We start from the raw sequence: 25,560 nt of genomic DNA on the forward strand, positions 1-25,560 counted from the left end.
GAATGAGCGCTTTCAATCGCGGGGGGAGGTGCCATGTCGAGCCGGAGGGGCGAGAAGATCGGTTGGATCGGCGGCTGGATCGGCGGGTTCCTGTGGGTCGCGATCCTGTCCGTCCTGTTCCTCGTCGAGGGGCGGGCTCTCGTCGGCGCCGCGGGGCTCGGCATCGTCGCGATCGCGGCGGCGCTGATCTGGCTGGCCGCGCCGTGGCGCCACCCGAAGACCGCGTTCTGGAAGCTGCTCCTCGCGCCGTACGCCCTGCTGGCCGCGTCGATCGCCTGGGCGGTGCTCGCCTGGGGCGTGGACGCGGTGCGCGCGGAGGGCGTGTCGCCGTGGTCCGTGGCGATCCTCCTGCCGATGCTCCTGCCGTTCTTCACCGGCGGCCGGCGGCGGTGGAGCGACGGCGACCGCTGATCAGCCGAGCCGTGCGCGCTTGAACTCGGCGAAGTGTCCCGCGGCGATCGCCTCCCGCGCGCCGCGCATGAGCGCGCCGAAGTGGTGCAGGTTGTGGATCGTGAGCAGCCGCGCGACGAGCATCTCGCCGACGAGGAAGAGGTGGCGCAGGTAGCGCCGCTCGAACCGCGCGCAGCACGGGCACGCGCACCCCTCCTCCAGGGGCCCGGCGTCCTCGGCGTACCGCGCCTGCTTGATGTTCAGGCGGCCGCCGCGCACGAACGCCTGGCCGTTGCGCGCGTTCCGCGTGGGCAACACGCAGTCGAACATGTCGACGCCGTGCTCAATCGCCTCGAGGACGTCGGCCGGTGTGCCCACTCCCATCAGGTAGCGCGGGCGCGCGGCCGGCATGGCGGGCGCGACCTCGGCGAGCACACGGTACATCTCGGGCACGGGCTCCCCGACGGACAGGCCGCCGAGCGCGAGCCCGTCGAACGGCATCGCCGCGAGCTCGCTGAGGTGCCGGAGCCGGAGGTCTACGTGGATCCCGCCCTGGACGATGCCGAACAGCGCCTGCCCGGGCGCGCGCAAAGCGCCGATCTGGCGGCGCGCCCAGAGCGTCGTCCGCGCGATCGCGCGCTCGACGATCTCCCTCGGGGCGTCGCCGGGCGGGCACTCGTCGAGCGCCATGGCGATGTCGGATCCGAGCGCCGCCTGCACCGCGATCGCGCGCTCGGGCGGGAGCTCGATCCGCGCGCCGTCGATGTGCGACGAGAAGACGACGCCCTCGTCGTTGATCTTCACGCGCTCGGCGAGGCTGAACACCTGGAACCCGCCCGAGTCGGTGAGCGTGGGCCCGCGCCACCCCATGAACGCCGCGAGCCCCCCGGCGCGCCGGATCAGCTCCTCGCCGGGCCGCAGCATGAGGTGGTACGTGTTGCCGAGCAGGATCGCGGCGCCGCTCGCGCGCACCTCGTCGGGATCGACCGCCTTGACCGCGGCCCGCGTGCCCACGGGCATGAACGCCGGCGTCGGCACCTCGCCGTGCGGCGTCGTAATCGCGCCGGTGCGCGCGCCGCCGTCCGTCCCCGTCACGGTGAAGGAGAAGCCCTCCGTCATCGCGCCCTCGGCAGGATCAGCATGGCGTCGCCGTAGCTGTAGAACCTGTAGCGCCGCGCCACGGCCTCGGCATACGCGGCGAGCACGCGCTCGCGCCCGGCGAGCGCCGACACGAGGCAGAGGAGCGTCGAGCGCGGTAGGTGGAAGTTCGTGACGAGCCCGTCGACGACGCGGAACTCGAAGCCCGGGACGATGAACAGATCGGTGAGCCCCTCGGCCGCGTCGAGCGCGCCGCGCGCCGCCGCCCCCTCGAGGGCCCGCGCGCTCGTCGTGCCGATCGCGACGACCAGCCTCCCGTCCCGCTTCGCCTCGCGGATCGCCGCGGCCGTGCCCGCGGGGATCGCGTACCGCTCGGCGTCCATGACGTGGTCGCCGAGATCGTCGCCGGCGATCGGCCGGAACGTGCCGGGCCCCACGTGGAGCGTCAGGAAGCGGAGTTCGTGCCCGCTCGCCCCGAGGCGGGCGATCAGCTCTTCGGTGAAGTGCAGCCCGGCGGTCGGCGCGGCCACCGAGCCGTCGTCCCGCGCGAAAACGGTCTGGTACCGCTCTCGATCCGCGGTCTCGGGGGCGCGCCGGATGTACGGCGGCAGCGGCACCTCGCCGCAGGCCGCGACGTGGCGGCGGAAGTCGGCGGCGCCCATCGGGATGTCGATCACCGCCTCGCCGCGCTCGCCCCGCTCGCGGACGCGCGCCGCGACGCCGTGGAGATCGATGGCCGCGCCCGGACGCAGCGGCTTGTTGGCGTGCACGAGGGCGAGCCAGGCGCACGCGGCCTCGCCGCCGTCGATCTGCCGCACGAGGAGCACCTCCACCGCGCCGCCGGTCGGCCGCCGCCCCCGCAGGCGCGCCGGGATCACCCGCGTGTCGTTCGCCACGAGCAGGCACCCGGGAGGCAGGAGCGCCGGGAGGTCCCGCACCGCCGCGTGCGAGACGGCGCCGGAGCCGGGATCGAGGACGAGGAGCCTGCCGCCGTCGCGCTCCGCCGGGGGGTGCGCGGCGACGAGCTCGTCCGGGAGCGCGAAGTCGAACAGATCGGTCCTCACAGGAACAGCACCTGGTAGGGCGAGCCGAGCGTCGCAGGGGCCGCCGCCTTCTCCGCGGCCGCCGCGCGCTGACGGACCGCGACGCACACCGGGCCCGCGTTCGCGGGGAGCGAGAGCGACTCGCCGCCTCCCGCCGCCGCGCCGTTGATCAGGGTCTCTATCGTGCTCGCGCCGATCCGCACGTCGAGCTCGATGTCGACCTCCGGGACGCCGGAGACCTGGATCGAGGCGACCGCGATCCCGCCCGCGACGCAGTACCAGTCGACGTCTCCGGCCGCGCCGAGGCGACCCACGATCGGCGAGCCCACGCGCGCCGCGGTCGCTGCGGTCTGAAGCTCGTTCGGCTCGCGCTCCACGGACGCCGGATCGTAGATCCTGAAGAGCGCGGTGTACGGCTGCGCGACGTATGATCCCGGGGCCACGCCCGGGCGCCGCACCTCCCGGATCGAGAGCAGGACGTACGGCGTGCCGACGACGACGGGCGCGATCTCCTCGCCGGCGCCGGCCGCGCCCGCGTTCGCGACGGCGATCGCCTCGGCCCCGCCCGGCGCCACGATCTGCAGCGCGAGATCCGCCCCTGGCACCCCGGACACCTGCGCCTCCACCGCCCACTCCCCCCGCGGCGGCCCGTTCAGCCGGAACCAGTCTGCGTCGCCCTCGGGATCGGACGAGGCGACGTAGCCGGCGAGCGCGACGCCGGGCGTGAGGGTGTCCGCGTCGTCCGGCGCGTCGTTGGGCTCGGTCTCGGCCGTCGGGATGCTGTCGTCGCGCCCGTGGAAGAGCGCCGCCCAGACGGCGACCGCGGCGACCGCGAGCAGGCCGACTGTCCCGAGCGCGACCGCGATCGCGCGGCGCAGGTGCCGCTTGCGCTGGAACGACGCGACGTCGGAGCGCGTCCCGATCGACAGCTCGCGCGAGCCTATCGTGACCGTCGACGGCCGCGCGGCGCCCGGCACGCCGTCGGTCGGGAGGCGGGTCACGATCGGCGTGACGCTCGGATCCCCAGGCGCCCGCTCCACGGACGTCGGCCTCGGCGCGAACGCGTCGAGCGGGAGGGGGAACCGCCCCGCATAGGAGCCCGGCTCGAGCCTCTCCGCGAGAAGGGCGAGCGCGCGGCGCATCTCCTCGGCGGACGCGTAGCGATCCTCGGGCGCCTTCGACATCGCCTTGAGCACGATGGCGTCGGCCTCGGGGGGCAGGCCGAGCTCCGGGCTGTGGCGCGACGGCGGCTCGACCGGATCCACGAGGTGCCGCGTGATGATCCCCATGGGCGTGGGCGCCGAGAACGGCGGATCGCCGGTGAGCAGCTTGAACATGACCGCGCCGAGCGCGTAGACATCCGTGCGCGCGTCGACGGCCTCGCCGCGGATGTGCTCGGGCGCCATGTAGTGCGGCGTCCCGACGAGCGATCCCTGGGCCGTGATGCGCGTCTTCGACTTGCCGAACCGGAGCTCCGCGAGCCCGAAGTCGACGACCTTGGCGAACTCCAGCCCGTCCTGCGTCTTCGAGACGATGATGTTCTCCGGCTTCAGGTCGCGGTGGACGATCCCCTTGCGGTGCGCCTCGATGAGCCCGGAGCAGACCTGGATCAGGATCTCGACGACGCGGCGCGGCCGGAGCACGCCCTCGGTCCTCTGGATCTCGGACAGATCCTTGCCGTCGATGTACTCCATGACGAGGTACATGAGCCCCTGGAAGGAGCCGAAGTCGAACACGGACACCGTGTTCATGTGCGAGAGCCGGCTGACCGCCTGGGCCTCGCGCCGGAACCGCCGCGCGATGTCCGTGTCCTGCGAGAGCTCCCCGTGCAGGAGCTTCATCGCCATGATCTTGCCCATCTTGACGTGCTCGACGCGGTACACGGCGCCCATGCCGCCGCGGCCGATCAGGTCGACGATCCGGTAGCGGCCGTCGATCACCATGCCGAGCAGCGGATCCGCCGCGGGCGCCGCGCCGTCCTCGCCGAGCCTGTGGCCGCAGTTGCCGCAGAACGCGGCCTGGGCGTCGTAGTGGGTGTTACAGCTCGGACACGTGGCCAAGAGGTGCTCCGCCGACCGGCTCAGCGCCGCTTCTTCCCGGTCGAGGCGTCGTCGCTCCGGATCACGAACTCGGCGTCGAGCGCGGGCATCGTCTCCTGCTTCCCCCCCTGGAGCTGCACGTCCCAGGTGCCTCGGACCTTCCCGTACACGTCGACCATCGACTGGAGCCCGGCGTCGGTCTCGCCGCGGAACGCGACGTAGATGGCGCACTTGGCGCCCGCCGGGCAGCCGGTGCCGACGTACAAGAGGAGCGCGGTGACCCCGCGCTCGGTGCTGATGTTCACGACGCGGCCGCGGAACTTGACCTTCTTGCCGACGTGGACGTTCGGATCCCGGGCGAGCGTCGGGTAGTCGATCGACGCGTCGAGGTCGGCGCCCCACTCCGCGACCGCGGCGTCGAGGCTCTGGATGCGGGTGATCTTGATCGCCTGCGTCCGCGGCGCCTTGCCCGGGGCGCGCGCCGTGATCGTCACCGTGTGCTCGCCTATCGCCGGCAGCGCCGCGGAGGCGTGGAACCCGGCCGCCGTGACGCCCGCGGGCGCGCCGTTCACCGTGACGACCGCGCCCTCCTCCGTGACGCCCGCGCAGGGCACCGACTCCATCGCGACGACCGCGTTCGGCGCGGGCCTGTCGACCTGCAGCTTCGTCGTCGGGATCGTGACCACGTGCTGCCCCTGCTCGGTCAGCCCGGCCGGGTCGGAGATCTGGAACGAGATCTTGTGGATCAGCGACTCGCCCGACTCCACCACGGTCGCGACCTGGGAGAGCGGGACGTTCAGCGTGTAGAGGCCGTTCGCGGTCTGGACCGGCCGCCCCGAGATCGCGAGCTGGACGCCCTCGGCGACCTGGAAGCCGACGTTGAACGACGGGGTCGCCGTGACCAGCCCCGTCATGTCGTCGGTGATCGCGTACCGCAAGGAGATGGTGAAGCTCTCGGCCTTCGGCGCGGCGCCGGGCTCGATGTAGGTCACCTGCACCGGGTTCTCGCCGAGCTTCAGCTGGGTGCGCGGCAGATCGAACCGGGCCTGGCCGCCCATGATCTGCACCGTCTGCCCCTGCACCTGCACCGCGGCGCCGACCGGCGCGCTCGGGAAGGCGAGCACAATCGTCAAAGTCTGGCCGTCCGCGGCGGGGAAGACCTGCGGCTGGAGCCCTCCGCCGCCTCGGAAGACGAGCAGGTATACGAGCAGCGCCGCGCCGATGAGCAGCACGGCGCCGGCGGCGATCGCGATGATGACGAGCCCCTTGCCGCCGCGCTTGCGGGCCGGCGGCTCGTCGTCGTCCCAGTCCTCGCCGCGCCCTCGCGGATCCTCGCGGATCGGCTCCACCCGCATCGTGGGCTTGCGCGGCGCCGGCGCGGGCTTCCCCTGCGGCTCGATCGGCACGGTCTCGGGGTGCGCGGCGCGCGGCGCGGCCATCGTGGGCGCGGAGGTCGGGACCGAGGCGCTCGCCGGCGCGGGTGCGGGCGCTGGCGGCTCGGCGGCCTCGGTGACGACCGCCGGCATGCCGAGGACGGTCCGCTTGTCCCGCCACGCCTCGGACGGCGACGTGGCTTGCGCCGCCGCCGCCGGCTGGACCGGTCGCGCCATGGGCGCCGGTTGGGCCATGGGCGCCTGGGCCTGAGGCTGCGCCATCGCCTGCGTGCTGCCGACGGCCGGGACGCCCAGCATCGTCTTGGCGGGCATCTTCACCATCGGCGCACCCGCCGGCGGCGCCGGCGCCTGGGGTGCCGCGACCTGGGGCGCTGCGGCCTGGGGCGCGACGCCGAACATCATCGTCTTGGCGGGCATGCTCCCCGGCTTCTGGGCGCCGCGCTTGAGCTGCCCCTGATCGCCGTCGAGGGCGCTGCCGCACGCCGCGCAGAACTGGATCTCGTCGCCGTTCGGTGTGCCGCACATCTTGCAGGTCTTCGCCACTTCGCCCTCCTCCGCTGCACTCGCGCGAGATCATACCCAAGGTCGGCCCGTGGCACAATTTCGCGCGAGCGATCAGTTCCCCGCCTGCGGCGCCCCGCGATCGCCGGCGACCATGACCGTCCTGAACCGCGCGCGGCCGCCCGACAGCTCGACGATCTGGGCCATGCCCACGGATCGGCCGCCGCCCACGAGCGACACGGGGACCGCTCCCGCGCTGCCCACCTGCAGGAGCATGGAGTCCTGCCACACGCCCTGGCCGAGCGGCGTCGCGCCGCCCGCGAGCGTCGCGCTCCCGCCGGACTCGTACACGTGCCCGAAGAGGCCGAAGCGGATCCCCTTGGCGCCGAGCATCGCCGCCAGCGCCGGATCGCCGATGTTGACCCCGCCGCGCCCGCGGTCCGCGGCGCCCACGCCGGCCCCGCGCGGCGGAGAGGCGGAGAGGAGCACGTTCACGCGATCCCGGTCCGCGAGCCCGGCGACGTCGTCGAGATCACCGGCCTCGTAGGCGCAGCCGCGGTCCTTGGCCTCGAGGTAGAACGCGTTCGTGTACCCCGGCAGGCTGACGAGCGTCACGTGCCCGATCCGCACGCGGCGCACCGCGGTCATGTCGACGAGCTGCGGGTGCCCCTTGTGCAGCCGCTTGAACACCGCCTTGAGCACGTCGTAGCTCTCCCCCGCGCCCGGGCTGACGAGCACCGGGATCGGCGCCGCCGCGAGCGCCAGGAGGTTCCGCTCGACGTCCGCCTCCGTGAGCCCCACGCCGCCCGCCACCGCGATCGCCTGCACGCCCGCGGCCCGGAACCTGTCGAGGAGGTACGACGCGTTGGCCAGGGTCGCCGGGATCGGCTCGTCGAGCCCCGCGAGGACGCCGAGCACGACCGTCCCGCCGCCGGTCCCCTTGATCTTCAGGTCGTAGCCGTCGCGCTCGAGCGTCAGAGGCGGCAGCCGGAAGCTCTCCTCGACGCCGTCGTCCCGCGCCGGCGCGCACCGGAGGTACGGCCCGCCCTTCTGCTCCCCCGAGCCCGGCGCGCCGTCCGAGCACGAAGCGACGACCGCCGCGGCGGCGAGCAGCAAGATGCGTGGGGTCGATCCGAACATGGGCGGAGCATATGCCGGGTGCCCGACGCTGACAACGGCGTTCGAGCCGTCGCGTTCGAGCCGTCAGCCGCGCCGCACCTGGACGTCTAGCACGGTCGCGTCCCCCTCGGTGCCCTGGATCGCGAACGTCAGGATCGGCAGCCCGAGCTGGACGATTCGCCCGTCGGGCTTCTTGAGGAAGACATAGTCGTCGTCGATCTTCGCGACGACGCACCGGCCGAACTGGCGGTGGTTGACGATGTCGCCGCGCTTCGGGACGACCGCGGGCGGGCCGTCGTCCCACACCCCGGCCGCCGCGCCCCTCTCGAGCCGCTTGGACTCGGCGAGCGCCTCGGCCCACTTCTCGCCGAGCACCATCTTCTCGACGCGCGCGGGCGCGGGCTCCCGCGGAGGCGGGGCGGGTGTCGCCGGAGCGGGTGTCGCCGGGGCCGCGAGCGCGGCCAAGGGCTCGATGCGCAGCTCCAGGAAGCTCCCCACGGCGCGCGCGAGGCGTCCGCCGAGCACCTCGAGGCCGGCGTCGGTGTGCCGTGACAGGGTGACGACGAACTCGGCGACGTCGCGCTCGCCGACCCGCCGGATCCTCCCTTTCAGATCGAGCAGATCGAAGGGCCCGACGAGCCGCGCAACGCCTTCCCCCCTCTGCAGCTCGACCCACTCGAGCTCCCCGAACCCGCTGACGTCCGCAAACGCGAGCCCCGCGCGCCGCGCCGCCTCGAGCACGGCGTCCGGCAACGCGACGCCGCCCTCCAGGCGGATCGCGAGCGGCTCTCCCATGCGCGTCATGGGGAGTTCTCTAGCCGCAAATCGGGGGGTTGGCAACGCCCGATACTATAGCGCCCAGCACCTCCTCCGTCCGGAACGCTTCGTACAGCTGCCCGTCGAGGGGGAAGTCCCAGCATCCGGTGCGATGGAGCAGCCTGCCGCCGAACCCGCGCTTGAACTTGGAAACCCCCATGAGAGGGTGCTCGATTGCGTCGATCGGCGACACGCCGAACATGTCGTAGATCGTGCACCCCCGCGCCTTCGCCTCGCGGATGATCTCCCACTGGATCGCGTAGGACGCCATGTGGTTTCTCCTCGCGTTCGACGACGCGCCGACGAGGTAGGTCGCCACGCTCCCGCTGAAGAGGACGATGGCGCCGGCGAGGAGCTCTGCTTCGTAGGACGCGAGGAGCATCAGGACCTCGACCCCGTCGTCGGTCCTGGGAACGGGCTCGAAGAGCGCCGTGAAATGAGGGAGTGACGCGGCGGTGAACCCGTCGCGCGCGGCGGTCTGGCGGTACAGCTCGTGGAACACCGGGACCATCGTCGACGGCGCCCGGGAGACGCTCACCCCCTTCCGGTAGGCGAGCCGGACGTTGTACCGGGTCTTGGGCTTCATCCGCGCCAGGATCTCCTCGAGGGGCAAGGAGAGATCGATCAGCAGCGTCGCGTTGGGCTGCACCTCGATCGGCGCCGCGCGCAGGTTCCAGGTCTCGGTGCCGAAGTTCATGCGCATTTCCCTGACACGCAACTCCGGCCGTTCGCTGCGGCGCCCGCCTTCGCGCGCGCCCCCGGTAGCCCCCGACAGGTACGGGCACTCCCACGGAAGATCCCAGCGGAGGAACGCCGTGCGCGGTCCGAGCCGGCGGGCGAGATCCCGCGAGAGAGACTCCAGGAACACACCGCGTGTGTCCTCGCCGGGCTCGGATTCCGGGCCAAGGGGGACGTACGCCGCAGTGATCCCGGCGGCGATCTCGTGCTCGAACAGCAGGAGATCCCCTTCGACGCCGTGCATCGCGAAGTCGAACGCGCAGGCGCGATGCCCGAGCCTGGATTTGGTCTCGCCCCAGTAGCGGGTCTGGAACGCGATATCGGTCGGGACCAACGCCTGGATCGGCTTGGGCTCGACGACGGCGCTCATGCCTTCAGCCCATCCCTTCGAGCAACGCCGTGACGGTCGCCTTCGCCTCGCCGAACAGCATGATGACGCCGGGTCGCTCGTAGAGCTGGTTCGGGACTCCGGAGTAGCCCGCCTTCTCGTTCAGGTTGCACACGACGACCTGCCGGGCCTCGTGGGCTCTCAGGATCGGCATGCCGGATATCGGAGTTCCCTGCGTCGTGGAGGCCGCCGGGTTGACCACGTCGCACGCGCCGACGACGAGCACGACGTCCGTGTCCTTGAACCGCGGGTTGGCATCGTCCATTTCGATGAGGTCTTCGTAGGACGCCTCGGCCTCGGCCAGGAGCACGTTCATGTGACCCGGCATCCTCCCGGCCACCGGGTGCACGGCGAACCTGACCTCCGCGCCTCTGTCCGCGAGGAGCCGCGCGAGCCGAACGACCTCGAACTGCGCCTGGCCGAGCGCCATCCCGTAGCCCGGCACGATGATCGCGGTCTTCGCTTCGCGCATGGAGCTGATCGCGCGTTCCATCGGCGAAGCTCTCTCCTCCGGCGCGCTCACGCTTTGGAGCGGCCGGGAGATCTCCGCGCCGGGCCGCTTCGCGGCGCTCGAAGGCGCCGACCCGAGGCCCTTGAACACGTTGAGCAGGCTTCGGTTCATCGCGCGGCACATCATGTGCGTCAGGATGGAACCGGATGCCGCAACGGTGGCGCCGAACGCGACGAGCAGCTGGCTCTCGATGATCACGCCGCAGAACGCCGCTGCGAGGCCGGCGGAGGCGTTCAGGAACGAGATGAGCACGGGCATGTCCGCGCCGCCGACCCGGATCGCGATGCCCCACCCGAAGACGGCGGCCAGGCCTATCAGGACGAGCGTCCCGGGGAGCGCCACCCCGGGCCCGCCGCTGACGACGAAGGCGCCCGCGCCTATCGAGCCCGCGACCAGCACGAGGAGGAACGGGTTGTGGCCGACCAGCACTGTGGGCTGCTGGCGCAGTTTTCCGAAAAGCTTGCCGCTCGCGATGACGCTGCCCGCGAATGTCGCCGCGCCGATGAACGCGCCGACGACACCCGCGACCTTCGCGACGCTCGGACCGCTCGCGTCGATCCTCTGGAGCTCGATGAAGGAGATGAGGAACGCCGCGACTCCTCCCGCGCCGTGCTGGAACGCGACGAGCCCGGGGATCTGGATCATGCTCACCCGCTTGGCGACGATCAGCCCCGCGACCGATCCGATCGAGGTCGCGACGAGGACGACGATCCACGTCTCCAGCCCGTCCCGCAGCAGCACGGCGGCGACCGCCAGCGCGAGCGCCAGGGCGGCGAGGAGGTTCCCTCCCCGCGCCGTACGGACAGAGGTGAACCGCGCGATGCCCACGATCAGGATGCCGATGATCCCGAAGTCGAACACGATAGGAGGCAGGTCGTGCATGTTCGGCTACCTCCGCTTGAAGAGCCGCAGCATCCGATCCGTGATCGCGAAGCCGCCGACAACGTTGAAGGAGGCCATCATGAGCGCCACCGCGCCGATCGCGGTCTCCGAGGCGCTGGTCGCGGTCGCGAACAGCAGGAGGCCGCCGAGGATCGTGATCGCCGAGATCGCGTTGGTCATGGACATGAGCGGGGTGTGCAGCATCTGCGGCACGCGCGAGATGAGCACGTAGCCGACCACGAGCGAGCCCGCGAACACGCCGAGGAGGATGAGCAGCTCGGTCATCGATCCCTCCGCGCCGAACCGTCGGCGAAGCTCATTGCAGCCCCATCGCCTTGCGCGTGCCGACGTGCAGGATCCGGCCCTCCCGGGTCACGAGCGAGGCGCGCACGATGTCGTCGTCCCAGTCGATCTTGCCCAAGCCGTTCTTGAACAGGTTTTCGATGTAGTAGAGCATGTTGGTCGCGTACATCTGCGTCGAGTGCACGGAGACGCTGCCGGGGATGTTCTGCGTTCCGCAGACCGTCACGCCGTCGACGTCGATCACGGAGCCGGCCCGGGTCGCCCCGCAGTTGCCACCCTGATCGATTGCGACGTCGACCACGACCGAGCCGGGCCGCATCTCGCGGATCATCTCCTTCGTCACCAGCACCGGGGCGACCTCCCCGGGCACGAGCGCGCTGAGCACCACGATGTCTGCTTCACGGAGGAACGGGCGCAGCGCCGCCCGCTCCTCCTCGATCAGCATAGGCGGCAGCGCGAGGGCGTACCCTCCCGGGCCCTGGGCGACCTCCTCGGGCACGACGAAGCCGCCGACCTTGGCGCCGAGGCTCTTTCCCTCGTCCCGCGCCGTCGGGCGGATGTCGAAACCCGTGCCCGTTCCGCCGAGGCGCTTGATGGTGGCGAGCGCCTGCAACCCGACGACGCCGATTCCCACGACGAGGCAGCTCGCCGGCTTGAGCGTCCCGATCGCGGTTCCCATCATCGGCACGAAGCGCGGAAGCCGACAGGCGGCGTCGAGCACGGACTTGTACCCCGTGATCGTGCTCATGGAGGTGAGGGCGTCCATCTTCTGCGCCCTGGAGATGCGCGGGATGCCGTCCATCGTGAACGAGATCACGTTCCGCTTGCGCAGCATCTCGACGTTCGCGTGGCTCGACGGGTTCGCGGGATGGAGGAACGTGATGAGGATCCCTCCCTCGCGAATCATCTCGGCCTCTTCGCGCTTGAGCTTCTCGTTGAAGCACGGCTGCTTCACCTTGATGACGACGTCCGCCTCGCGGAAGATCTTCTCGGGATCATCGACGACCTCGGCTCCGGCCGCCCGATAGTCTTCGTCCGATGCGTAGATCCCGTCCCCTGCGCCGCTCTCCACGACGACCGAGTAGCCCTTCTTCTTCAGGGAGCCGACGGTCGCCGGTGTGGCGGCAACACGCTTCTCGCCATGCAGTATCTCTTTCGGTATTCCAATCAGCATTCTGTTCTCCACTTTCGCTTGAGAGCCGAGCGCTCCGCGGCCCGATCGTCAGTCGCTACTTTCCAGGGCTCTTGTTGCCGCTCTTGATCGCCTCCAACGCCGCTTCGACGGCTTCGACGACGACAGGGGGGCCCGGCGTCTTCGCGACGTCCGACATCGCCGCTACGACGCGCTCGATATCGAGATCGGCCGGCTGCGCCGGTGCCACGCGTCGAGGCACGAGATGTCCGAGGGCTTCGGCTGCGAGCACGCGATGGGGAGTGATCGCCTCGCGGGAAACGAGTATCGCGAGCACGTCTGCGATGAGCACGTCCGAGGCTTGCGTGATCTCCTTCGCCGCCGACAAGGCAGCCCAGCTCAACCGCGGGTTGTAGGGATACCGCAGGAGTCGCGCCAGCGCGGGCTGGTGGTCGTCCAGCATCTTCTTCTTTTTGAGCTCTTCCATGGTTTCCAGGACGAGACCCCAATTCTCGAGACTGCCAAAAGCGTCGGCCATTCCGGACCTCCTTCCGTGATCGGCACGCGGCCACGAAGCGACAGTAGGCGGATGACCAGAGGGCCCACAATCGGGCGCCGGATGGTTTTGGGTGCTCCAAACACTGATTTCGAGGTGCGCGGAAGGAGGACGGGAAGGGGCTCAGTGGTTCAGCGCGGTGATGCCTTCCCGGATGGCGTACTTCGTCAGCTCGGCAACGCTGTGGAGATCGAGCTTCTCCATGACCGCCCTGCGATGACTCTCCACCGTCTTGACGCTGATGTGCAGTGTCCGCCCGATATCGCGCGCGGATTTCCCCTCGGCGAGAAGCTGCAGGATCTCGCGTTCGCGCGTCGAGAGCTGCGGACCTGCCAGATGCACATCGTCGCCCTTCGCGCGGGTGAACGCCTCGATGACGATCTCGGTGATCTCCGGACTCAGGTACACCTTCCCGCCGATCGCCGTCCGAATGGCCCGCGCGAGCTCCTCGGCCGCGCACTCCTTGACCAGATACCCGGCGGCGCCGGCGGTGAGCATCCCCTCCACGAAACGGCGATCCGTGTGCATCGACAGAGCGATGACCTTGGTGCCGGGATGATCCTTGAGAATCATCCTGGTAGCCTCGATGCCGTTGAGCCCGGGCATGGCGATGTCGATGACGACGACGTCCGGTCTCAACCCGGTCGCGAGGCGCACTGCGTCGCGTCCGTCGATCGCCGTCCCAACGACCTCCATGTCGGGCTCCTTCTCGATGACCGCCCGTAGGCCCTCGCAGAAGATCTTGTGGTCATCGACGAGCAGGATCCGCACCTTCATCGCTCCTCTCTCTTCTCTCTCCGTCCGGAAGATCGCGGGGAGTACTGCAGGACTACGGACGTCCCGCGCCCGGTCGCGGAGTCGATGTGCACTGAGCCGCCCAGATGCTCGAACCGCTCGCGGATGCTGAAGATGCCGTAGTTGCCTTCCTTGAGCGCGCGCTCCTTTGCCGCGGCGACGTCGAAGCCGACCCCGTCGTCCCGGACGACGAGGGCCAGGGTGTCTCCGTCCCAGCTCATCTTGACCTCGACGTGATTCGCCCGAGCATGGCGTCCCACGTTGTTCAGAAGCTCCCGGCACGCCTGGAAGATCGCGGAAGCCGCATCGTCTTCCAGGTCGGGAAGCGGATCGGATTCCAACGCGATGTCGAACGCGTAACTCTTGCGGGCCTGCTCGGCTGCCCATTCGACGGCACCGCCGAGACCGACCTCGTACAGGATCGGCGGGCTGATGTCGAAGATGAGTGAGCGCGTGTCGCGGATGGCCTGCTTGAGCAGCGTTCCCGTCTCGTTGAGGAGATCCTTCGGCCTCGCCGGCATGTCGGACGCGAGCGCCAAGACAAGGTTGATCCGCGCCGAGGCGAGCGTCTGCCCCACGCGATCGTGCAGAACCGTTGCGATGTCCCGGCGCGCCCGCTCCTCGGTGCGCGTGATCTGCCACGCCAGGGATCGGAGCTGCTCCTGATAGACGCTCAGCTTCTGCGCCGCGCGCTGTCGCTCGACGATCTCTCCGACGCGCTGTGCGAGGACGTTCAGGAGGTTGCGCTCCTCGTTGAGGAACGGGCCTTCGTCGGCATCCGGCCGCTTCTCCCGATAGCAGACGATCAGCCGGCCCACCATCGCGCCCTCGGCGATCACCATCGCCTCCTGCATCCACTTCGTCTCGACGTAGTCCGGAGTCTGGTAGCTCCTCCCCTCGACGACCAGCCGAGCGCACACGACGTCTGTGTACTGCCACGCGGCGGGGATGATCGTCACGACTCGCCCGAGGACCTCCTCGAGATCGAAATCCCGGTGATCTGTCAACCGCCCGATTGTGTACAGGCAGTGGAGTTCCTTGATCCGCTCCGCGAGCGCGCGGCCGGTATCGCGAGCGCGGCTTCTCGACTTCGTCATCGCCGACATCGACCTTCACGCTCTCCTCGCTGATTCGTTGATTATGCACTGCCCGCGTCAGAAGCGGCAAGATCGACGGTGAGCGCTCGGGACGACGCGGCGACTACCGCGGGGGAGGAGGGGCCTACTTCAGCAGGTCCTCGACGGGCGTGAGCTTCATCTTGAAGGTCTCGGCGACCGCCTGGCACGTGAGCTTGCCGTCGCAGACGTTGAGGCCGGTACGGACCGTCTTGTCCTCTTGGCAGGCTCGCTTCCATCCCTTGTTCGCGATGTCGACCGCGTAGCTCATCGTGGCGTTCGTCAGGGCGAACGTCGACGTCCGCGGCACGCAGCCCGGCATGTTCGCGACGCAGTAGTGGATGATCCCGTCGACCTCGAAGATCGGCTCGGCGTGGGTCGTGGGGTGCGACGTCTCGAAGCAGCCGCCCTGGTCGATCGCCACGTCGACGATGACCGCGCCGGGCTTCATGAGCTTGAGCATGTCGCGGGTGATGACCCACGGGGCCTTGGCGCCGACGACGAGGATGCCGCCGACGACGACGTCCGCGCTCGCGAGCACCTTGCGCAGGTTCCAGGGGTTCGACTTCACCGTGTGCAGCCGGCCCTGGTAGATCTCGTCGAGCTGGCGGAGGCGGGGCGTATAGATGTCCATGATGGTGACCTTCGCGCCCATGCCCACCGCGATCTGCGCCGCGTTCGTCCCGACGACGCCCGCGCCGATGACGAGGACGTGCGCCGGCTCGACGCCGGGCACGCCGCCGAGGAGCTGTCCGCGGCCGCCGAAAGCGCGCTCGAGATACTTGGCGCCCTCCTGCACCGCGAGGCGGCCCGCGACCTCGCTCATCGGGATGAGCAGCGGCACGCGGCCGTTCGGATCCAGCATCGTCTCGTAGGCGATGCCCACGCACCCGGTCTCGAGGATGCGCTTGGTGAGCTTCTCGTCGCCGGCGAGGTGCAGGTAGGTGAACAGGATCTGGTTCTTCCTGAGCATCTTGAGCTCGGGCTCGAGCGGCTCCTTCACCTTGATGATCATCTCGGATTTCTCGAAGATCTCCGCGGCCGTGCCGAGCATCTTCGCGCCGACCGAGGTGTACTCCGAGTCGGCGAGGCCGCTGCCGACGCCGGCGTCCTTCTCGACGAACACCGTGTGCCCCTCGTGAACGAGGAGCTCGACGCCCGCGGGCGTCATGCCCACGCGATACTCGTGGTTCTTGATCTCTCTTGGAATTCCGATGATCATTTTTGCCTCCAGCGTTCGATGGGGTTGGTCCAAAAAGATCGTGGGCCAAGCCAGACTGCCACTTGGCTAACGCGCCCGATTTTCTTTGTCAAGAACGGTCGGGAGACGGCCGGCGGCTACCTGTCGTAGCGGTCGAAGAGCCCCTTGTAGTCCCTGTCCGTCGCCGCCCGGATGGAGGTGAGCGTGAGCGTCTTGCACAGCTCGGCGCCGTCCGGCCTGTCGCACATGCCGACGAGCGCCTTGCCCAGCGCCTCCGCGTCGGCAACGCCCGAGCCCATGACGACGACGGCCGGGGCCGGCCCCGCCCTGGCGGTGTGGATGACGACGAGATCCGCGGCCTCCGGGAGCTCGCCCATCGAGTCGACCACGCTCTGGTCGACGACCGCCGCGTCGGCCTCGCCGCGAGCCACGTCCCTGAGCGACTTGAGCGGCCGCTTCTGCGGGACGAGCGTGAGGCTTCCCATCTTGACCCTCTTGTCGAGGAGCACGTTCACGACGAACTTCTCGTCGTTGACAACGACGCCCGAGAGCCGCTTGCCGGCGAGCCCCGCGATCGTGGGCACGCCGCCCTTCTTCGCGACGATCGAATAGACCTCCTCGGATCGGCCGGCGACCTCGAGCTTCGCTATCACCTTCATGCCGAGCGCCTTGTGGTTCGTCGCGAGGATCGACGGGCCGACGAGCGCCACCGAGGGCCGCTTCGCCTTGATCGCGCGATCCGCCTCAACGCCGTCCGAGAGGTACACGCCCGAGACGCTGCCCGCGGGCTTCCCGAGCTTCTGCTCGAGGTGGCGGAGCATCTTGTCGATGTACGGCTGCGCCTGCGCGGACGTCCCCGGGAAGCCGGGCAGGCAGAGCAGCAGCTCGTCCACGGCCGCGAGCGCGGGTTGCACGACCCCGAAGAGCGCCGCAAGCGCGAGGACAGCGACTGCGATTCTACGGTTCAAGGTGGCCTCCTCCCTTCGACTCACTCGCCTCGCGTCAAGGCGCGCGTCGTGAAGGCGCTGTCCGGGATGCCCTGGTTCACCTTGCAGTCCAGGAAGCGCATCACGGTTTGGGAACCGGTCCTGTGATCCTGGAACGTCATCACCGACGGGATGCTCACGGCGCCGAAGTCCTTCCACTCGGTGCGGATCTGGCTCCGCACGAGCTTGCCAGCGCCGTCGTACGAATCGATCTTTTCGACACCCTCCTGCTTCTTGGACACCGTGACCACGAGCTTGGAATAGATCGAGTCGTTCCCCGCGTCCGGCTTCAGCTCGAGCACCCAAGCGCTCTTGTCCTGCTTCAGGATCTTCGCCTTCCATCCGACCGACATCGTCGTGATGGCCATCTCCTCGGGCGTGACGTCCGTGCCCATGAACCCCTGGTTGCGCACGTGGGCTGCGATGCGGCGCACGCGCTTGTAGCTCGGCATGTAAACGTACATGAGCCCGTCGTTGGTCGTGAGCACGGCCATGTCGCGCACGTCTCCGGGCGCCGTGAACTTGACCATCTTCTGGAACAACCCCTTCAGCTTCACCTGGAACTCGAGCTTCTTCGTGATCTTGCCGTTGCGCACCACCTCGAGCGTGGCCTGGTAGGTCTGGTCCTTCACCTTGACCAGCACGGCGTCGACCTTCTTGAGGATGTCCCCGACCTCGTCGGCGGCCGCGTCCCGTGGGGCGACAAGCCCGAGCACCAGCGCCGCGACTGCGGTTGCCATCACCGTCTTCCTTGTCATCAGTCCCTCTCCTTCACTTCAAGCTGGACGTGTTCGGAATCCGCGGTCCCACATTCCATCAACGGCTCACCGTACGTCAAGTGGACACCACCGCCCGGTGCAAACCCACCCGTTCGACGGCCCGAGCGGACAACGTATTCAGCAACGCGCACGGCCGGAAAGCGCCGATTCAGCCGTTTTTCGACGGAATCATGATATTTTCTGCATACGATGCTCACCCTTGACACTTTTTCAGTATCATTTACCGTCAATCCATGTCGTCGATAACTGGCTCCACGACGCCGAACGGCGGCGGTGAGCTGATGCAGCCGCGGGCCGTCGACCGTTGGCCGCGCGGCATCGCGTGCGACGGCGGTTTCAAGCTTCTCGGCACGCCGCTCGGCTTCGCCGGCAGCCGGCACCCCGGGCTCCTCTTCTACTCCAGCATCGACGAGACGGTCCCGGCGCAGGGGCAACGCATCCTCGCCACGCCGTTCGCCGCCGCCGCGATCGGCGCCTCGGTGCGCGACCTCGACGCGCTCGTGCTCGACTACGAACGGAAGGTGCGGCTCGGCCGCATGGACATCCGCCTCCTGTCGTCGGGGTTCGGCCCGGGCTCGGCGCTCCTGGAGATCGGGTTTCAAGAACGCCGCATCCTCTACTGCGGCGCGGCTCGCACCGCGACGCCGGTCCTGGGTCTTCCCGCCGAACCGTCGCGCTGCGACCTCCTGCTGCTCGACGCGGCGCCCGCCGCCCCGCGCGGAATAGCGCCGCGGACAGCTGCCCGACGCCTCGACGAGGCCGTCCGGAAGGCGATCGCCGAGGGCGCCGTGGCCGCCGTCTCCTGCGGCTCGCGCACGGCGGCGATCGAGGCCGCGCACGTCCTCGGCCAGATCGAGGTCCCGCTGCTCGCGTGCAGGCCGATCTTCGAGATGTTGCGCCGGATCGAGCGGTTCGGCGTCGTGCTCCCGCGGCTTCGGCGGCTCGAGCAACAGTGGCCCGACTCCGGCGCGGTGCTCCACTACGCGCACCTCCTGCCGGACGCCGCGCACGAGGCGCGAACGACGCGGGTTTTCGCCGTGGGGCCGGCCGCGACCGTGCGTCCGGAGGGCGGCGCCGCGATCCGCATGGGCGAGGGAGCCGACCGCTCGGGCCTCGTCGAGCTCGCGCTGCGGACCGGGGCGACCCAAGTGGCGCTCGGCCCCCGGTGCGACGCGCAGACCGCCGCCATGCTCGAGAAGGCCGGCGCGGCCGTGTACCGCGTGCACGATCCGATGCAGATTCCGCTCCCCCTATGATCCGATTCCTTCCCGCGACTTCGTTGACAGCCGGGCGAACGGAATCATATACATGCCGAATGCGGTCCGACGCCGCACCGAAAACCAACGAGGTCCAGAGATGATCGACATGATGAAAGAGAAGCTCGTGTCCGGCGGGATGAAGCTGATGCAGTCGCCAGCCGTGGCCAAGCTGATGGAGAGCGAGAAGATGGGCGTCCTGCTCGAGAAGGCGATGTCCGTGCCTATCAAGCTGTCCGAGGGCTTCCGCGCCAAGCGCGAGCGGATGACCGCGCTGTTCGAGCTCGCGACCCAGCAGGATCTCGACGAGGTGAAGCGTTCGGTCGCGCGCATGGAGGATCTGCTGCACGAGATCAAGAACGCGTCGAGCGACCTCTTGGACAAGACCGGCGCCGAGGCCGGGGCCAAGGAGCCCGTCGCGCGCTGAGAAGGGGGGCGAGATGACACGACGTCGGAACGCGCTCTGGGTGGCCGCGGGTATCCTGCTCGCGTCGCACGCGGCGCTCGCCGAGCCGCAGAAGGGCGACGGGGCGATCGGCTTCGGCGAGGAGGGTGCCGAGGAGGCCGCCCCCGCGACGGCCGAGCGGCCTCCCTCGGACGACGCGGCGTTCCTCGAGGGCAAGCAGACCGAGGAGGAGAAGCTGCTCGCCGCGCCCGAGGTGGACAAGGAAGCCGCGCGCGCGGAGGAGCCGGGGAAGGCGTACTTCCTGCTCGGCGCGCGGTTGCGCTGGATCATGATCCCCACCTGGTTCATCGACATGTTCGGCGTGGACATCCGATCGCGCGACAGCCGCCACCTGCTCATCAACAACGTCGGCGCCGGCGCGGAGTTCACCTACCGGAAGGACGGGCTCGACATCACGGCCGCGATCTGGTGGGTGGGCCTGCGCTGGAAGGACGGCGTGGCGTTCAAGGAGTCCGGGGAGGAGCCGAACAGCTGGGAGGTCGTGACGAACGATCTGAGCTCCCTCCTCTTCTCGGTGGATTTCATCTGGAGCACGAGCTTCACCGACTGGTTCGCGATCACGTACGGCGCCGGGCTCGGCATTGGCGTCCCGATCGCCCCGGACAACGAGCCGTTCGTGCGCACCGAGTCGCGCAACCCCGATCCGCTCACGCCGTGCACCGCCGCGGACAGGGACGACGGCGACGACAGCGACTGGTGCGCCAAGGGCGAGGAGTACGGCGAGGTGTACAAGCTGCCGACCGGCATCGTGCCGTGGATCAACTTCCTGTTCGGCCTGCGCTTCAAGCCGCACAGGAACGTCGCGGTCTACGTCGACGCCGGCTTCGGCCTCGGGTTCCAGTTGGGCGTGCGCGGCGGCTACGTGTTCTGATCCCCTCGGGAACGGCGCGCGCCGCGATTTCTCTTTCGACAGAATCCCTTTCAGCTCTGCAATGCGGAATGCCGCGCCAGCGTATTTTGCCATTCTGGATTCGCTTCCCATCGCCAGCGGCGGCATGCGGGGGGAGAGCCGCACGGGCAGCCGTCCTCTGCTGGTTTTCCTTTTTAACGTGGCATGAAGATTGCAGTTTTTCAAAATCAAAGCGGCGAATTCGTCCCGGATGCCCCCCCCCACATCCACCGAGTTCGCCGTTTTTTTTTGTTTAGTGCCTCACGCTCGCCCACATTAGAATGCTCCGGCATGAACTCCGGCGCGCACATTCCGCCGTACCTCCTCTGCGAGCGGTTCGCGGATGGCTGCACGGTCGCCGATCTGTTCCCGATCGACGATCGCGGCGCGACGCTGCTCGCCGAGGTCGCCGCGCGGGTCGTCCTCGTCGCTCCGCGCGGGATGAGCGGCGCGCCCGGTTCCCGACTGACTCGCGTCGCCGCGCGCCCCGACGACCTCCCTCTGGCCAGGGGTGCGTACGATCTCGTGCTCGCGCTGAACCCGGAGGGAGCGGGCGGCGCGGCCGGCCTCGAGGCGCTCCTCAAGGCAGCGAGGGCCGCGGTGTCGGCGACCGGCCTGATCGCCGCGATGATCCCGAACCGCGCGAACGCGGGGCTCGACGGGGGATCGCGGGCCGACTATCCGGACCTCATGGAGTTCGAGCGCCTCCTGCGGCGCCACTTCCCGCACGTGAACGTGTTCGGCGCCCAGCCCCTCTACGGCGCGGTGCTCACGCCGCTCGGCCGCCGCGCGAGCGCCGAGCCGCCGATCTTCGACGATCGCCTCCTGCCGGACGGCGGCGAGCCGCCCTCCCACTTCCTCGCGCTCTGCTCGCACAGGTACCAGCGGCTCGAGGACACGACGATCGCCCAGGTCCCGTTCGTCGATCTCGCGGACGGCGTCCGGGCGCGGACCGAGAAGCTCGAGAGCACGCTCACGGTGCTGCGCCTCGAGAACGACGCGCGGGGCCGCGAGCTCGAGTCGCAGGGGAGGCGGCTGCGCGAGCTGGAGGAGGAGCTCGCGCGGACCCAGTTCGAGCGCCGTGATCGCGCCTCGCTGAACGCGGAGAACGCGCGCCTCGAGGAGGCCGTCCGCCGAAGGGACGCGCTGCTCGCCGAGGCGCAGGCGGAGCTGGATGACGAGCGGCGCGGCGGGGGCGCGAGAACCGAGGAGCTCCTCGAGGCGAAGCTCAGGCTCCGGCAGCTCGAGCAGCGGCTCTCCGACGCCGATCTGGCGGCCCAGCACGCGGCGAAGGAACGCGACGAGGCCGAGGCGGCACGCGCGCGGCTGCAGTCCCTGCTCGCGGACACCGCGAGCGAGGGGAAGACCCGCCAGCGCGAGCTCGACGATCGGATGGAGGTGATCGCCGGGCTCGAGGTCGAGGTCGGGGCGCTTCGGACCGAGAGCTCACGGCTCAAGCAGGAGCTCCTCGCGACCCGCGAGGCGGCGCGCCGGACCGCGGTCGACAGATCCGAGATCGATGACGCCTCTGCGCGGGCGGAGTCCACGGCCGCGCAGCTCGCCCGCGCGCTCGACGACGCGGCGATCGAGCGCGAGCGTTTCGACCGGCGCCTCGAGGAGGCCCACCAGAGGCTGCGGGACGAGGGCGCCGCGAAGAGCGAGATCGAGCGGGAGCGCGCGGCCATCAGGCAGCAGCTCGACGATCTCGCGGCGCTGCGCGACAGGGAGCTCGCCTCGGCGCGGCAGGCCGCGGCCACCGCGCTCGCGCAGCAGGAGCGGATCGGACAGGAGGCCGCGCGCCTGCGCGACGAGCTCGAACGTGCGGCCGCCCATTCGGACGATCTCGAGGAGAAGCTCACCGCGGTGAACCGCGAGCGCGGCACCGCCGCCGCCCGCCTCGAACGCCAGGAGAGGTCGCTCGCCGATCTGCGCGGCGTCGTCGCCGAGCTCTCCGACGAGTCGGGGCGCCGCGCGCTTCTCGTCGAGACGCTCACGTCCCGCGCGGAGCTCGCCGAGGCGAACGCCGCGAAGCACGAGGAGAACAGCCGGGCACTGCACGGCGCCCTGACGTCCGCCGAGCGGGAGATCGCGGAGCTCCGCGCCCGCGTCGCCCAGGCTGAGGCGGTGGAGGCGGAGCGCGACGTGGCGCTGCGCGACGTCGCCAACCTGCGCGCCGAGGTCGCGAGAATCCGCCCGGAGGCGAACGCCGCTGCGAGCGCCCGACAGCGCGCCGCGACCACCGAGGCGCTGCTCGTCGAGCGCGAGAGCGCGTCGACGGTGCTCGAGATCGAGCGGGAGGAGCTGCGGGTGCGCGCCGCCTCCCTCGAGGCCGAGCTCGAAGGACGCGAGAAGGCGATCGCGGCCCTCGAGGCCGAGCTCGAAGGACGTGAGAAGGCGATCGCGACCCTCGAGGCCGAGCTCGAAGGGCGCGAGAAGTCGATCGCCTCCTTCGAGGCAGAGCTCGTGGGGCGCGAGAAGTCGATCGTTTCCCTCGAAGCCGAGCTCGCGGGGCGCGAGACGGCGATCGCCTCCCTCGAGGCCGAGCTGCGGGAGCTCCGGGAGCACGCCGAGGCGCAGAACCGGGATCTCACGGCGGCGCTCGAATCGCTCGCGGTGAGCGAGGAGACCGTCGAGACGCGCATGCAGACCGCGGCGGATCGCATCCGCGCGATGAAGGCCGACCTGAAGCGCCTCACCGAGGAGAACGAGACCGAGCTCCTGAAGGTGCGCGAGGATCTCGAGACGGAGCTGCGGACGACGAGCGCGCAGCTCGAACGGCGCGAGGGCGAGATATGGGAGCTGAAGGAGGAGATCCTGCGGCTGCACGCCCAGGTCGTGGCGACCGTCGCCTCGCAAGCCTCCGCGGGTGCGATGTCGGAGCTCCAGCAGTCGCTCACGGATCAGGAGAACCAGATCTTCGCGCTCGGCGAGGAGCGGGACCGGATCCGCACCGAGAACGAGCGTCTCGCGCGGTCCGTCGGCAGGGCCAAGAAGAACGTCCGCATCCTGATCACGCTGCTCCGGAAGGAGCGGAGCCTCCGGCGCGAGGCCGCCGCCGGCGACGCGGAGCTCGCCCCCACTCTCTCCGACGCCGATCTCGAGATGATCGCCGAGATCGCCGACACGGCGAACGAGTCGGACGACATGCTCGGCGCCATCGACGACCGCCTCTCTTCCCGCCCCGCGCCGGTCGCTCCGTACCGCGAGACCGCGGCGGAGGTGGACTCCGTGATGGACAGCCTCCGCGTCGCGGCGCCGCGCGGGGACGACGAGCCGACCGAGGAGGTCGACACGACGAAAGGACGGACGCGCAACCCGTCTTGACACCCCGCCCAGGTGTTGTAAGAAGAAACGCCCGCGCGAAAGTGGCGGAATTGGTAGACGCACAGGCTTCAGGTGCCTGCGCCCGCAAGGGTGTGGGGGTTCGAGTCCCCCCTTTCGCAATCAGCTCGAGATCTCGGCCACAGGGGGGGACACCAACCGGAGCCCGGGGACGTCGCCGCCGCGCCACTCGTCCGCGCTGATCGTCGCCGCAACGCGCACCAGAGGCGGCATCCGGTCGGCGAGCCCGCCCATCCTCGGGCCGAACGCGGAGACGGTTCCCGTCGGCGTCTTGAGCTCGAGCTTGAGGTGCGAGCCGCCGACGACGCGCCCGTCGAGCACGTCGAGCCCCGTGATCTCGAACACCGGCTCCGGGTTCCCGTTGCCGAACGGACCCAGCCGGTCGAGCTCCCCGAGGATCGCGGCGTTGAGCTGCCGCGCCGTGATGGACGCGTCGCACACGAGCGCCCGCTCCTTCGTGGCGATCGCCGCCCCACGCGCGTGATCCTCGATGGCGCGGGTCGCCGCCGCGAACCTCCCGCGCGTCACGACGAACCCCGCCGCGTCGCCGTGGCCGCCGAACCGCACGAGCTGCGCGGAGCAGGCGTTCAGAGTCGCGAACAGGTTGAGCTGCCCCTGCGCGCGCGCGGAGCCGGTGCCGACGTCCCCCTCGAACCCCACGACGAACGCCGGGCGGCCGAACTCCTCGCTGAGCCGCGCGGCGACGATCCCGATCACGCCGCGGTGCCACCCCTCCCCGCCGACGATGATGACGTGCGGATCGTCGACCAGCACCTCCTCCGCCCGCCGCCGCGCCTCGGTCGCGACCTGCTCCTCGACGCTGCGGCGCTGCAGCGTGTGCTGCTCCAGACGCTCGGCGAGGAGCGAGGCCTGACGCACGTCCCGCGAAAGGAGGAGCGCCAGCGAGTCCTCGGCGCTCGCCACCCGCCCCGCGGCGTTCAGGCGCGGCGCGAGCTGGTACGCGATGTGCTCGGTGCGGATCTTCCGCGAGCGGATGCGCGCCGAGCGGAAGAGCGCCGTCAGTCCGGGCCGCGGGCTCGCCGACATCTGCCGCAGGCCGTGGCGCACGAGGATGCGGTTGTTCCCGACGAGCGGCACGACGTCGGCGACGGTCCCGAGGGCGACGAGATCCAGGAACGATCTGGGATCGACCGCCTTGCGCTCGAGGTGCCGCCGCTTCTCCAGGGCGGCGCGCACCGCGGCGACGTAGTAGAACGCGAGCCCGACCGCCGCCATCGTCTTGTCCGCGAAGCCGCAGTCCTCCCGCTGGGGATTGATGCACGCGACGACCCGCGGCAGCGGCGCCTCGACGCGGTGGTGGTCGACGATCACGACGTCCACGCCCAGGGCGGTCGCGCGCTCGACCGCGCGGTGGTCGCTCGAGCCGCAGTCGAGGGCGACGACGAGCGTGCACCCGGCCGCCGCGAAGCGCTCGATCACCTCCGGCCCGAGCCCGTAGCCGCCGGAGAAGCGATCGGCGACGGTCGTCTCGGTCGGCGTCCCCACCTCGCCGAGGAACCCCGTCACGAGCGCCGCGCTCGTCACGCCGTCGACGTCGTAGTCGCCGAAGACGCCGACGCGCTCGCCGCTGACCACGGCGCGCGCGGTCCTGTCGGCGGCGACGTCGAGATCCGCCATGCCGTCAGGCCTGGACAGGTCGGCGAGCCGCGGTTCCAGGAACGCGCGGACGCGCTCCGCGTCGCGCAGCCCCCGCAGGACGAGGCACCGCGCCACGGGGAGGCTCATCTCGAGCTCGCGCGCCAGGCCCTGGATCTGCGCCGAGTCGACCTCGGCGACGGACCGTGTGGCCCGTTCGAGCAA

22 protein-coding genes and 1 tRNA gene are annotated in these 25,560 nt (G+C 70.2%); 6 read left to right on the forward strand and 17 right to left on the reverse strand.

All coding sequences use genetic code 11. The annotated features are described in order from the left end of the window. The first annotated feature begins 33 nt into the window (after positions 1-33). Positions 34-411: a hypothetical protein gene (locus tag M0R80_10740; GenBank protein MCK9460105.1), complete on the forward strand. Its 378-nt coding sequence runs from the start codon at positions 34-36 to the stop codon at positions 409-411. Here M0R80_10740 and tgt read toward each other — a convergent pair whose 3' ends face one another. The 16 genes from tgt to M0R80_10820 all read right to left on the reverse strand — a co-directional run bounded on the left by tgt (position 412) and on the right by M0R80_10820 (position 17,747). Then, positions 412-1,509: a tRNA guanosine(34) transglycosylase Tgt gene (gene tgt / locus M0R80_10745; GenBank protein ID MCK9460106.1), complete on the reverse strand. Its 1,098-nt coding sequence runs from the start codon at positions 1,507-1,509 to the stop codon at positions 412-414. It abuts the gene before it with no gap. Further along, entirely contained in the window at positions 1,506-2,552 is a 1,047-nt protein-coding gene (gene queA / locus M0R80_10750; protein ID MCK9460107.1) for a tRNA preQ1(34) S-adenosylmethionine ribosyltransferase-isomerase QueA, read from the reverse strand. Before queA ends, tgt begins: the two co-directional genes overlap by 4 nt. After that, positions 2,549-4,591 carry a protein kinase gene (locus M0R80_10755; GenBank protein ID MCK9460108.1) on the reverse strand — a complete coding sequence of 681 codons (2,043 nt, stop codon included), beginning with the start codon at positions 4,589-4,591 and terminating at the stop codon, positions 2,549-2,551. Before M0R80_10755 ends, queA begins: the two co-directional genes overlap by 4 nt. A gap of 20 nt (positions 4,592-4,611) precedes the next feature. Then, complete coding sequence (locus M0R80_10760) at positions 4,612-6,507, reverse strand: hypothetical protein (protein MCK9460109.1); 1,896 nt, start codon at positions 6,505-6,507, stop codon at positions 4,612-4,614. A 72-nt stretch (positions 6,508-6,579) separates the two neighbouring features. Beyond that, positions 6,580-7,605: a hypothetical protein gene (locus tag M0R80_10765; GenBank protein ID MCK9460110.1), complete on the reverse strand. Its 1,026-nt coding sequence runs from the start codon at positions 7,603-7,605 to the stop codon at positions 6,580-6,582. A 63-nt stretch (positions 7,606-7,668) separates the two neighbouring features. Further along, a complete protein-coding gene (locus tag M0R80_10770) occupies positions 7,669-8,388 on the reverse strand; it encodes a hypothetical protein (GenBank protein MCK9460111.1) in 720 nt (239 codons plus the stop codon). 10 nt (positions 8,389-8,398) lie between these two features. Beyond that, positions 8,399-9,508 (reverse strand): peptidoglycan bridge formation glycyltransferase FemA/FemB family protein, encoded by a 1,110-nt coding sequence (locus M0R80_10775; protein ID MCK9460112.1) that lies wholly within the window; start codon positions 9,506-9,508, stop codon positions 8,399-8,401. A gap of 4 nt (positions 9,509-9,512) precedes the next feature. Continuing rightward, a complete protein-coding gene (locus M0R80_10780) occupies positions 9,513-10,919 on the reverse strand; it encodes an NAD(P)(+) transhydrogenase (Re/Si-specific) subunit beta (GenBank protein MCK9460113.1) in 1,407 nt (468 codons plus the stop codon). Positions 10,920-10,925: 6 nt separating this feature from the next. Further along, a complete protein-coding gene (locus M0R80_10785) occupies positions 10,926-11,204 on the reverse strand; it encodes an NAD(P) transhydrogenase subunit alpha (protein MCK9460114.1) in 279 nt (92 codons plus the stop codon). Between the two features lie 31 nt (positions 11,205-11,235). After that, positions 11,236-12,396 carry an NAD(P) transhydrogenase subunit alpha gene (locus M0R80_10790; GenBank protein ID MCK9460115.1) on the reverse strand — a complete coding sequence of 387 codons (1,161 nt, stop codon included), beginning with the start codon at positions 12,394-12,396 and terminating at the stop codon, positions 11,236-11,238. Between the two features lie 55 nt (positions 12,397-12,451). After that, positions 12,452-12,892 carry a hypothetical protein gene (locus M0R80_10795; GenBank protein ID MCK9460116.1) on the reverse strand — a complete coding sequence of 147 codons (441 nt, stop codon included), beginning with the start codon at positions 12,890-12,892 and terminating at the stop codon, positions 12,452-12,454. Between the two features lie 141 nt (positions 12,893-13,033). Beyond that, positions 13,034-13,687 (reverse strand): response regulator transcription factor, encoded by a 654-nt coding sequence (locus tag M0R80_10800; GenBank protein ID MCK9460117.1) that lies wholly within the window; start codon positions 13,685-13,687, stop codon positions 13,034-13,036. Next, positions 13,684-14,811 carry a sensor histidine kinase gene (locus tag M0R80_10805; protein ID MCK9460118.1) on the reverse strand — a complete coding sequence of 376 codons (1,128 nt, stop codon included), beginning with the start codon at positions 14,809-14,811 and terminating at the stop codon, positions 13,684-13,686. Before M0R80_10805 ends, M0R80_10800 begins: the two co-directional genes overlap by 4 nt. A gap of 115 nt (positions 14,812-14,926) precedes the next feature. Continuing rightward, the gene (gene ald / locus M0R80_10810) at positions 14,927-16,042 is read right to left on the reverse strand and encodes an alanine dehydrogenase (GenBank protein MCK9460119.1); all 1,116 of its coding nucleotides are present in this window, start codon (positions 16,040-16,042) and stop codon (positions 14,927-14,929) included. A gap of 116 nt (positions 16,043-16,158) precedes the next feature. Beyond that, a complete protein-coding gene (locus tag M0R80_10815; protein ID MCK9460120.1) occupies positions 16,159-16,989 on the reverse strand; it encodes a phosphate/phosphite/phosphonate ABC transporter substrate-binding protein in 831 nt (276 codons plus the stop codon). A gap of 20 nt (positions 16,990-17,009) precedes the next feature. Then, positions 17,010-17,747, reverse strand: a complete 738-nt coding sequence (locus M0R80_10820; protein ID MCK9460121.1) for an outer membrane lipoprotein-sorting protein — start codon at positions 17,745-17,747, stop codon at positions 17,010-17,012. 272 nt (positions 17,748-18,019) lie between these two features. On the opposite strand from M0R80_10820, the gene M0R80_10825 reads away from it, so the two are divergent. The 5 genes from M0R80_10825 (at position 18,020) to M0R80_10845 (ending at position 23,840) form a co-directional block, all read left to right on the forward strand. Further along, on the forward strand, positions 18,020-19,042 hold the full coding sequence (locus M0R80_10825) for a hypothetical protein (GenBank protein MCK9460122.1): 1,023 nt from the start codon (positions 18,020-18,022) through the stop codon (positions 19,040-19,042). A 100-nt stretch (positions 19,043-19,142) separates the two neighbouring features. Beyond that, entirely contained in the window at positions 19,143-19,469 is a 327-nt protein-coding gene (locus tag M0R80_10830) for a hypothetical protein (protein ID MCK9460123.1), read from the forward strand. 13 nt (positions 19,470-19,482) lie between these two features. Further along, complete coding sequence (locus M0R80_10835; GenBank protein ID MCK9460124.1) at positions 19,483-20,379, forward strand: hypothetical protein; 897 nt, start codon at positions 19,483-19,485, stop codon at positions 20,377-20,379. A 309-nt stretch (positions 20,380-20,688) separates the two neighbouring features. After that, a complete protein-coding gene (locus M0R80_10840) occupies positions 20,689-23,721 on the forward strand; it encodes a hypothetical protein (protein ID MCK9460125.1) in 3,033 nt (1,010 codons plus the stop codon). Positions 23,722-23,756: 35 nt separating this feature from the next. Beyond that, a tRNA-Leu gene (locus M0R80_10845) sits at positions 23,757-23,840 on the forward strand. Between the two features lies 1 nt (position 23,841). Here M0R80_10845 and recJ read toward each other — a convergent pair. Next, positions 23,842-25,560: a single-stranded-DNA-specific exonuclease RecJ gene (gene recJ, locus M0R80_10850; protein MCK9460126.1), complete on the reverse strand. Its 1,719-nt coding sequence runs from the start codon at positions 25,558-25,560 to the stop codon at positions 23,842-23,844.

The sequence above is a fragment of the Pseudomonadota bacterium genome (genome assembly GCA_023229365.1).
Classification (GTDB): domain Bacteria; phylum Myxococcota_A; class Polyangia; order JAAYKL01; family JAAYKL01; genus JALNZK01.

What these genes read in the sequence shown, in the direction of transcription:
- M0R80_10740 (MCK9460105.1), top strand. Translation starts at nt 34, where the DNA reads ATGTCGAGCCGGAGGGGCGAGAAGATCGGTTGGATCGGCGGCTGGATC.
- tgt (MCK9460106.1), bottom strand. Translation starts at nt 1,509, where the DNA reads ATGACGGAGGGCTTCTCCTTCACCGTGACGGGGACGGACGGCGGCGCG.
- M0R80_10765 (MCK9460110.1), bottom strand. Translation starts at nt 7,605, where the DNA reads ATGTTCGGATCGACCCCACGCATCTTGCTGCTCGCCGCCGCGGCGGTC.
- M0R80_10770 (MCK9460111.1), bottom strand. Translation starts at nt 8,388, where the DNA reads ATGACGCGCATGGGAGAGCCGCTCGCGATCCGCCTGGAGGGCGGCGTC.
- M0R80_10775 (MCK9460112.1), bottom strand. Translation starts at nt 9,508, where the DNA reads ATGAGCGCCGTCGTCGAGCCCAAGCCGATCCAGGCGTTGGTCCCGACC.
- M0R80_10780 (MCK9460113.1), bottom strand. Translation starts at nt 10,919, where the DNA reads ATGCACGACCTGCCTCCTATCGTGTTCGACTTCGGGATCATCGGCATC.
- M0R80_10785 (MCK9460114.1), bottom strand. Translation starts at nt 11,204, where the DNA reads ATGACCGAGCTGCTCATCCTCCTCGGCGTGTTCGCGGGCTCGCTCGTG.
- M0R80_10790 (MCK9460115.1), bottom strand. Translation starts at nt 12,396, where the DNA reads ATGCTGATTGGAATACCGAAAGAGATACTGCATGGCGAGAAGCGTGTT.
- M0R80_10795 (MCK9460116.1), bottom strand. Translation starts at nt 12,892, where the DNA reads ATGGCCGACGCTTTTGGCAGTCTCGAGAATTGGGGTCTCGTCCTGGAA.
- M0R80_10800 (MCK9460117.1), bottom strand. Translation starts at nt 13,687, where the DNA reads ATGAAGGTGCGGATCCTGCTCGTCGATGACCACAAGATCTTCTGCGAG.
- M0R80_10805 (MCK9460118.1), bottom strand. Translation starts at nt 14,811, where the DNA reads ATGTCGGCGATGACGAAGTCGAGAAGCCGCGCTCGCGATACCGGCCGC.
- ald (MCK9460119.1), bottom strand. Translation starts at nt 16,042, where the DNA reads ATGATCATCGGAATTCCAAGAGAGATCAAGAACCACGAGTATCGCGTG.
- M0R80_10820 (MCK9460121.1), bottom strand. Translation starts at nt 17,747, where the DNA reads ATGGCAACCGCAGTCGCGGCGCTGGTGCTCGGGCTTGTCGCCCCACGG.
- M0R80_10825 (MCK9460122.1), top strand. Translation starts at nt 18,020, where the DNA reads ATGTCGTCGATAACTGGCTCCACGACGCCGAACGGCGGCGGTGAGCTG.
- M0R80_10830 (MCK9460123.1), top strand. Translation starts at nt 19,143, where the DNA reads ATGATCGACATGATGAAAGAGAAGCTCGTGTCCGGCGGGATGAAGCTG.
- M0R80_10835 (MCK9460124.1), top strand. Translation starts at nt 19,483, where the DNA reads ATGACACGACGTCGGAACGCGCTCTGGGTGGCCGCGGGTATCCTGCTC.
- M0R80_10840 (MCK9460125.1), top strand. Translation starts at nt 20,689, where the DNA reads ATGAACTCCGGCGCGCACATTCCGCCGTACCTCCTCTGCGAGCGGTTC.